Below are 7,840 nucleotides of genomic sequence, written 5' to 3' on the forward strand. Positions count from 1 at the left end.
TGAGAAATGGTTCGTTGCCGCCAAGGACAAATCGCCCCTCAAGGGCGTGTTCAACCTTGGCTACGATCAGTCCACCAACGGCACATTCGAACTGCTGCCACTGGATACCAAGTTGGATGAACAATCCCAGCTCATCTTTTCGGGCCTGAAGATCGATGTGGCCGCCAGTGCTCAAGCACGGAAGATCAAGGCCGACGGCTACATGGACAGTTTCAAACTGACCACCGTCGCCGAAGACCAGACACCGGTGCAAGTTGAGTTCAATGGCCTGACTTTGGCCAGTAACCTGACCAAGAGCACCTATGGCTATTACATGGGTGATAACACCCTGCTGCTAAACAACAGCAAGACCAGTTTCGGCGAGCAAAAAACGGCGCTGGGCCTGAAGAACTTCGAAATGAAAAACAACAGCTCCGAAAACGGCACCAGCGCATCGGGGCGTGCCGATTACAAGATCGGCGAGTTGTCGTTCAACGATAAAGTCATCGGTTCGGCGCAGATGGCGGTTAGCCTGAAGAATCTGGATATCCCTGCGACCATGTCGCTGATGCAGGTCTACCAGGCCAAGCTGCAGCCCTACGAAAAAGCGGCTGCTGAAGCTGCTGAGGCGGGCGAGCCGACGCCGGAGTTGAACCTGACCGAAGCTGAAGAAGCCCAGGTCAAGGCTGACCTGGAGAAGCTCTTGGCCGGTGGCCCTCAAGTGGCCTTGGAAAATCTTTCCTTCAACACCCCCAACGGTGAAAGCCGCGCGAGCCTGGTCGTCGATTTGGCGAAGCCGCAATCCATGGACCTGCCGCCTGACGAGCTGGGCCGTCAATTGCTCGCCCTGCTGGAGTTCAAGGTAAAAGTTTCCAAGCCGATGCTGGTGGACCTGCTGACCGTACAGGCGCAGATGGAAGGTCAGACCGACGCCAAGCTGATCGCTGACCAGGCCGCCGCCACCAGCGATATGTTCAGTGCCATGGCAGTCGGTACGGAGCTGGCGAAGCTGGAAGGTAACGATGTGGTCACCAACCTGCATTACGCCAACAATCAAGTTGATTTCAATGGCCAGAAAATGACCGTTGAACAGTTCTCGGCGTTCGTGATGAGCAAGCTGGGCGGCGGCGTCGCCGTTCAGTAATTCCGCTTCTGCAGTACCAAAAACCGGCCTGTGCATTGCGCACGGCCGGTTTTTTTTCGCCCGTGAAAAAGTACCGCGCTGAAATCTGCATGGATTCTGAAGAATTATGGCGTTCTGAAAGGTGACCCTGCGCGCGGTGCCAGACTTGGCCCGTTAGAGCTTGGCTGGGTTCCGTTGACCCGGCCTCCTGTTTGATGGGCAAGGGGGCACTGCGACCCGGCTGGCCATGTAAGGATGCTGACGAATGCCGCGTACTGTGGGTCCTTTTATTCAATTCGGTTTGCGCCCGTTGTTTCGCGTCGCGCTGTGCAGCCAATTGTGCTGGCCGGTGGCGGCGTTGGCCGATTCTGCCTATGACCAAAAGGTGCTCGACGCCCGTGCAGGTCATTACACGCCCGCGTTGACCGTGTTGCGCCAGTTATCGGCCGACCAAGCCAGCACCGCGCAGATCAGTGATCACCTGCAGATTGCCAGTTGGGCTGGCCTCGATGCCGAGGTGGCGACTGTCTACGAAACCCAGGGCCGTTACCGCGACCTGCCGGTCCAGGCGCTGACAGCCGCGGCCCGGTCCTATCGCAACCTCAAGCGTTGGGATTCGGCGACCGACTTGTATCGCCGTGCACTGGTCATCGATCCGCAAAATCCCGACTTGCAGCTCGGCCTCGCCTTGACGCAGGCAGACGCCGGCAAACCTGATGAAGCCGTTAGCCGTGCCAAGTCGCTGGTTGCCGCGAAACCTGATGATCCAATGCGCCGTCTGGCTTTGGGCTATGCCCTGACCCGTGCCAATAATCCCCACGAAGCGCTATTTGAATATGACCAGGCGTTCACTCGTGCGGGTAGTCACAAGCCAGAGGTTGCGCGCGAGTATATCTATGCACTGCAACGCGCCCGGTTGCCCGAGCCGGCCTTGCGCCTGGCCCGTCTCCAGCCCGGGCTTATCGACCGTGGTGTGCAGCGCAGGCTTGAAGGCGATGTGGCGGCCGAACGGGTGCGCCTGGCGGATATGGCCAGCCGCAGCGAAAAGGAACGTTTCGTCATCGCCGACCGCGCCTTGGCTGATTACGACAAACTGCTTGCCACCTGGACCCCGGTGGCCGAGGCCCATGAAGACGTCCTGCGCTGGCGGATCGACCGCATGGGTGCCCTCAATGTCCGGGCTCGCCGGGCAGAGGTAATTGCCCAATACCAGAAGCTGGTCGCTGAAGGTGTCGGCATTCCTACTTATGCCTTGCGCTGGGTGGCCTCTTCCTACTTGGAGCAACGGGAGCCGGAGATCGCCGTCGATCTGTATCGCCGCGTATTGAGCGCGCCCGATGCCGACCCTGCGGATCGCTTCGAAGACAGCACTGCGCTCTATTACGCGTTGCTGGAAAGCGAACGCTCCGAAGAAGCCCGCGCGCTTGCCGAGGATCTGGCGAAATCACAGCCGTCACGGGTGGAACTCAAAGGGCTGCCGATCGGCAACCCTAACGACGAGTGGATGGACGCCCAGCAACTTGCCGCCCAGGCGGGTACTTATGGCGCTGACCTGCCTTCCGCCGAATCGCGCCTGGACGATCTCGTCTATCAAGGCCCCGGCAACATCGGTTTGCGCATGGCCCAGGCCGATCTGTATCAAGCCCGTGACTGGCCGCGGCGTTCGGAGAACCTGCTCAAGGAAGTCGAGGCCACGACACCGCGCAGTCGTGATCTGGAGATCGCCCAGGCCCGCGCTGCGATGGACCTGCAGGAATGGCGGCAGATGGATGCGCTCACCGACGACGTCGTCGCTCGCTATCCGGAGAACGCCCACGTCAAGCGCCTGCAACGTCAGCGCGAGGTTCACGACATGGCCGAATTGCGCATCGAAGCCTACACCGGCAAGAGCTTCGGCGGTGGCAATGGCGAGGCTGGTGCGGTGACCGGAAGCCGGGACTTCGGTATTGAAACGTTGCTCTACAGCCCGCCCATCGATGAAGACTGGAGGTTGTTCGGTGGTGCCGGCTATGCCACTGGCGATTTCGAGGAAGGCACCGGTCATCATCGCTGGCAGCGCCTGGGTGTCGAGCGGCGCACTCGCGACATGACCCTGGAAGCGGAGGTCTCCAGTCACTCCTATGGCTCGGGTGACAAGCAGGGCGCACGTGTAGCTGTGGCTCGTGACATCAACGATCACTGGCAGTACGGCGGCAGCCTGGATTACCTCTCGGCCAACACCCCGTTGCGGGCACTCAACAGCGGTATCCGCGCCAATGGCGGAAGTGGTTTTGTCCGCTGGCGGGCCAATGAGAGCCGCGAGTGGCGACTGGCTGTCAGCCCGTCTCACTTCAGCGATGGCAACAACCGCCTCGAGACCGTGCTGACGGGGCGCGAGGGCCTCTACAGCGCCCCGAGGCTACAAGTTGAAATGGGCCTGGAAGTCGGTGCCAGCCGCAACAGCGGTTCCAACGAAGTGCCGTACTTCAATCCGAAATCGGACTTCAGCGTCATGCCGACCGTGACCGCCAACCATGTGCTGTATCGCCGTTACGAGACCACTTGGAGCCAGCAATTCCAGGTCGGCGCCGGTACCTACAGCCAACGCGACTACAACACCGGCGCCATGGGATTGCTCAGCTACGGCCAACGACTGCTGTGGAACGATGTGCTCGAAGCCGGGGCCGCGCTGAGCTGGCTCAACCGCCCTTACGACGGCGATCGTGAAAGCGATCTGCGCCTGCTTGTCGACCTCACCTACCGCTTCTAGAAGAGTTTGAAAATGCCCGTCATTTCGCGATTCATCCTTCTGCTGGGAGTCTTGCTGGTCAGCGCTTGTGCCCAGCAAGCCCCGGCGTTCACGCCTCCTTCGCAACGGCCGGTGGCGGCCAATGATGCACCGTGGCCGAAAAACCACGTGCTCGGTATCGCCTACCACGATGTCGAGGATCTCGACCCCGACCAGGCTCTCGTGGCCGTGCGTACCGAACGCTTGATCGAGCAGTTGGCCTGGCTGCGGGAAAACAACTACCAGGCGGTCACGGTTGACCAGATCATCACCGCCCGCAATGGCGGGCCGGAACTGCCGCCGCGTGCCGTGCTGCTGAGTTTCGATGACGGCTATTCAAGCTTCTACACCCGCGTCATGCCGATCCTGCGCGCCTATAACTGGCCGGCCATCCTGGCGCCGGTCGGCAGTTGGGTCGACACGCCGCTGGACCAGCCGGTGGATTTTGCCGGTGTGCCGCGCAAGCGCTCCGAGTTCCTGACGTGGGAACAGATTCGTGAGGTTTCGAAATCGGGGCTGGTGGAAATCGCCGCCCACACCGACGCCAATCACAAAGGCGTGCTCGCCAACCCGCAAGGCAACCAACAGCCGGCGGCGACCACCCGACGCTACGATCCGGCCACCGGTGGCTATGAAAACGAGGCTGATTTCCAGGCGCGCCTGCGTAAGGACGTGGCGGCTATTTCCGAGAAGATCCGCAAGGTTGTCGGCTACAGCCCGCGTGTCTGGGTCTGGCCTTATGGCGAAGCCGACGGCACTGCGTTGCAGGTCATCGGCAGCGAAGGCTACCAGATGGCGCTGACCCTGGAGGATGGTCTCGACAGTCTCGATAACCTGATGGACGGCCCGCGCTTCCTGGTGTCGTCTGATCCGGACGGCGCACATTTCGCCGAAAGCATTACCTCCGTGCAGTCGATCGACCCGATGCGGGTGGTCCACGTCGATCTGGATTACGTCTACGATGCGGACCCCGTGCAACAGGAAGCCAACGTCGGCAAGCTGGTCCAGCGCATTTACGACCTGGGCGCCAACACGGTGTTCTTGCAGGCGTTCGCCGACCCGAAAGGTGACGGCCTGGTCCACTCCCTGTACTTCCCCAACCGTCATCTGCCGGTGCGCGCCGATCTGTTTGACCGGGTTGCATGGCAATTGCGTACCCGGGCCAACGTCAAGGTCTATGCCTGGATGCCGGTGCTCAGCTTTGCCCTGGACCCGAAACTGCCCCGCGTGCTGCGCTGGGATCCGAAGACCGGCAAGACCGGTGTCGCCCCGGACCAGTACGTGCGCCTGTCGCCGTTCGACCCGAACGTGCGCAAGGTCATCGGCGAAATCTATGAAGACATGGCGCGGATGAGCTCGGTGGATGGTGTTCTTTACCATGACGACGCCGTGTTCTCGGATTTCGAGGACGCCAGCCCCGCCGCGATGAAAGTCTATGCCGCCCACGGCTTGCCGCAATCCATCGCCGCCCTGCGCGATGACCCGGCAGCCATGCAGCGCTGGACTCGCTTCAAGAGCCGCTACCTGATCGACTTCACCGCCGAGCTCACCGCCAAGGTCCGGGCAATACGTGGCCCGCAGGTGCGCACGGCGCGCAATATCTTTGCCGAGCCGATGCTCAATCCGGAAAGCGAAGCCTGGTTCGCCCAGAACCTCGATGATTTTCTCGTCGCCTATGACTGGACTGCACCGATGGCCATGCCATTGATGGAAGGGCAGACCCGCGAGCAATCGGGCCCTTGGCTCGAGCGGTTGGTGGAAACCATCAAGGCCCGCCCGGGTGCGCTCAAGCGCACGGTGTTCGAGCTGCAAGCCCGCGACTGGCACAGCAAACCGGTGGCCGACATCGAAGCCGAACAACTGGCCGACTGGATGGGGCGCCTCAAGCGTCAGGGCGTGACCAGTTTCGGTTACTACCCGGACAACTTCATCGAAGACCAGCCCGCCGTGAAAGCCGTGCGGCCTGCGCTCTCCAACAAGTGGAATCCTTGACATGTTCGACAGACTGCTCGCCGTCCTGGTGCTGGCGATCGTCCTTGGGGTGCCCCTGGGCCTGATCTTCCTGGTCACCGGGCAATTCCTGATGGACTTCGTGTTCTTCTACCCGCTGTTCATGTCCGGGCTGTGGATCGCCGGCGGCCTGTATTTCTGGCTGCACTGGGAGCGTCACTGGCCGTGGAAAGACGATACGCTGCCGCCGGCGCTGGCCGGTGAGCCGCTGATCAGCATCCTGATCCCGTGCTTCAACGAAGGCGACAACGTTGCCGACACCATTCACGCCGCGCTGGGCCAGCATTACCCGAACATTGAAGTCATCGCCATCAACGACGGTTCCAAGGACAACACCGCCGAAGCGCTCGACCGGCTGGCCGCCGAAGACCCACGCTTGCGCGTGTTGCACCTGGCGGAAAACCAGGGCAAGGCCGTGGCCCTGCGCATGGGCGCCATTGCCGCGCGCAGCGAGTACCTGGTGTGCATCGACGGGGACGCGCTGCTGGCGCCCAACACGTGCGCTTACCTGGTGGCCCCGATGCTGGACAACGCCCGCCTCGGCGCGGTGACCGGCAACCCGCGCATCCGTACCCGTTCGACGTTGGTGGGCCGGGTCCAGGTCGGCGAGTTCTCCTCGATCATCGGTTTGATCAAGCGCACCCAGCGGGTCTTCGGGCGGATCTTTACCGTGTCCGGCGTGATCGTCGCGTTCCGCCGCACGGCCCTGCACCGGGTCGGCTATTGGAGCCCGGACATGATCACCGAAGACATCGACATCAGTTGGAAACTGCAGCTGGATCACTGGAGCATCTTCTACGAGCCCCGCGCCCTGTGCTGGATCCTCATGCCCGAAACCCTGCGCGGCCTCTGGCGGCAACGCCTGCGCTGGGCCCAGGGTGGCGCCGAGGTGCTGTTCAAGAACATCCGTGGCATCTGGCAATACCGTCACCGTTACCTGTGGCCGTTGCTGTTCGAGTACTGCCTGTCCACCGGCTGGGCGTTCACCTTCCTGCTGTCGGTGATCTTCTGGGGCGCCGGTAAATTCGTCGAGATGCCTGCGGCCATCGCGGTGGACCACCTCATGCCGCCGGCCTTCACCGGGCTGCTGCTGGCGGTGGTGTGCCTGTTGCAGTTCGCGGTGAGCATTCTGATCGACCGGCGCTACGAAAAAGGCCTGTGGCACATCATGTTCTGGGTGGTCTGGTACCCGCTGGTGTTCTGGCTGATCAGCCTGTTTACCACGCTGGTGAGTTTCCCCAAGGTGCTGTTCGGCCAGCATCAGAAGCGTGCGCGCTGGGTCAGCCCGGATCGCGGGATCAAGCCGTTCGATGACGAAGAAGAGGAAGTGATCCGATGAAAATTATCAGGACCCGGCAACGGCCTTTTCTGGTGGTCATCGATGTGCTCTTTACCGTGCTGGCGTGGGTCGGGCTGTTGTATCTGTTGGTGAACGGGCTCTTGCCGCTGTTCGACAGCCATGCCGGCCCGCGGTTGGGCGGTTCGTTGTTCGATACGCTGGGGACCTTGCAGATCTACGGCTGGATCGCGTTGGTCAATGCAATCGTCCTGATTACCTGGGCGCGTTATCAGCAGCGCAAGAGCCGCAGCTTTGCCCAGCGCAGGCTGCCCAGGCCTGCGGTGGACGATCAAGGCCTTAGCGCCAGTTTCAAGTTGACGGACGAACGTCTGGAAACGCTGCGTCAGCCGGGTTCGAAGATCATCCATAACAACCAGGACGGCGACATCAGTCACGTGGTGCCGCATTTCCATATCCTGGGCCCGGACTTGCAGCCGCCGCCCCTGGCCCCGCTGGAGCGACCACGGGTGATCCATTTGCCAGCGGATCACTCCGCGTAAGGCCTATGTCGAAAAGTCCCGAACCAGCCGCCAAGCCTCGTCCACCGGCAACGGTTGTTTCATGCGCTGGGCCAGTGCCGCCATGGCCCGGCCTTCATCGCAGGCCACGACCGCCGCGACGA

The 7,840-nt window shown here is 61.7% G+C and carries 5 protein-coding genes; all 5 read left to right on the forward strand.

Annotated features, from left to right (window positions below):
* Window positions 1-1,123: YdgA family protein (locus OC610_RS16545; RefSeq protein ID WP_264429104.1), on the forward strand; the 1,123-nt coding region annotated here is incomplete at its 5' end.
* A 244-nt stretch (window positions 1,124-1,367) separates the two neighbouring features.
* Window positions 1,368-3,851 carry a poly-beta-1,6 N-acetyl-D-glucosamine export porin PgaA gene (gene pgaA / locus OC610_RS16550; RefSeq protein ID WP_264429107.1) on the forward strand — a complete coding sequence of 828 codons (2,484 nt, stop codon included), beginning with the start codon at window positions 1,368-1,370 and terminating at the stop codon, window positions 3,849-3,851.
* A 12-nt stretch (window positions 3,852-3,863) separates the two neighbouring features.
* A complete protein-coding gene (gene pgaB, locus OC610_RS16555) occupies window positions 3,864-5,861 on the forward strand; it encodes a poly-beta-1,6-N-acetyl-D-glucosamine N-deacetylase PgaB (RefSeq protein ID WP_264429108.1) in 1,998 nt (665 codons plus the stop codon).
* 1 nt (window position 5,862) lies between these two features.
* Window positions 5,863-7,218: a poly-beta-1,6-N-acetyl-D-glucosamine synthase gene (gene pgaC / locus OC610_RS16560; RefSeq protein ID WP_264429110.1), complete on the forward strand. Its 1,356-nt coding sequence runs from the start codon at window positions 5,863-5,865 to the stop codon at window positions 7,216-7,218.
* Window positions 7,215-7,718 carry a poly-beta-1,6-N-acetyl-D-glucosamine biosynthesis protein PgaD gene (pgaD, locus tag OC610_RS16565; RefSeq protein ID WP_264429112.1) on the forward strand — a complete coding sequence of 168 codons (504 nt, stop codon included), beginning with the start codon at window positions 7,215-7,217 and terminating at the stop codon, window positions 7,716-7,718. The genes pgaC and pgaD overlap by 4 nt, the downstream gene beginning before the upstream one ends.
* Window positions 7,719-7,840 lie beyond the last annotated feature (122 nt).

The organism is Pseudomonas agronomica, from assembly GCF_025917275.1.
In the GTDB taxonomy this organism is placed as follows: domain Bacteria; phylum Pseudomonadota; class Gammaproteobacteria; order Pseudomonadales; family Pseudomonadaceae; genus Aquipseudomonas; species Aquipseudomonas agronomica.